Origin of the sequence: Nocardia amamiensis (assembly GCF_015477605.1) — a bacterium.
GTDB lineage: Bacteria > Actinomycetota > Actinomycetes > Mycobacteriales > Mycobacteriaceae > Nocardia > Nocardia amamiensis_A.
Genome location: NZ_JADLQX010000318.1, coordinates 1 through 258 on the forward strand (window position 1 = coordinate 1; position 258 = coordinate 258).

At 67.4% G+C, this 258-nt stretch carries 1 protein-coding gene; it reads right to left on the minus strand.

What is annotated here, in order from left to right; genetic code table 11:
* A partial coding sequence (locus tag IU459_RS40655; protein ID WP_195134357.1) for a condensation domain-containing protein occupies positions 1-258 on the minus strand: 258 nt, incomplete at both ends.

Genomic DNA, 258 nt, shown 5'->3' on the forward strand with positions numbered 1-258 from the left:
ATCGGCTGCACCGCGATGCCGAGATCGACCTGGTCGACCGGAACCACCTGCTGGTAGCCGCCGTCGCCGGACTCGGGGAAGATCGTGCGCAGCGACTGCTGGCGCTCGATCACATCCAGCAGCGCCGAAGCCAGCGCGTCCAGATCCACCTGGCCGCGCATCCGCACCACGAACGGCAGGTTGTAGGTCGGCACGGTCGGGTCGAACTGGTTGATGAACCACATGCGCTGCTGCGCCAGCGACAGCGGCACCCGTTCC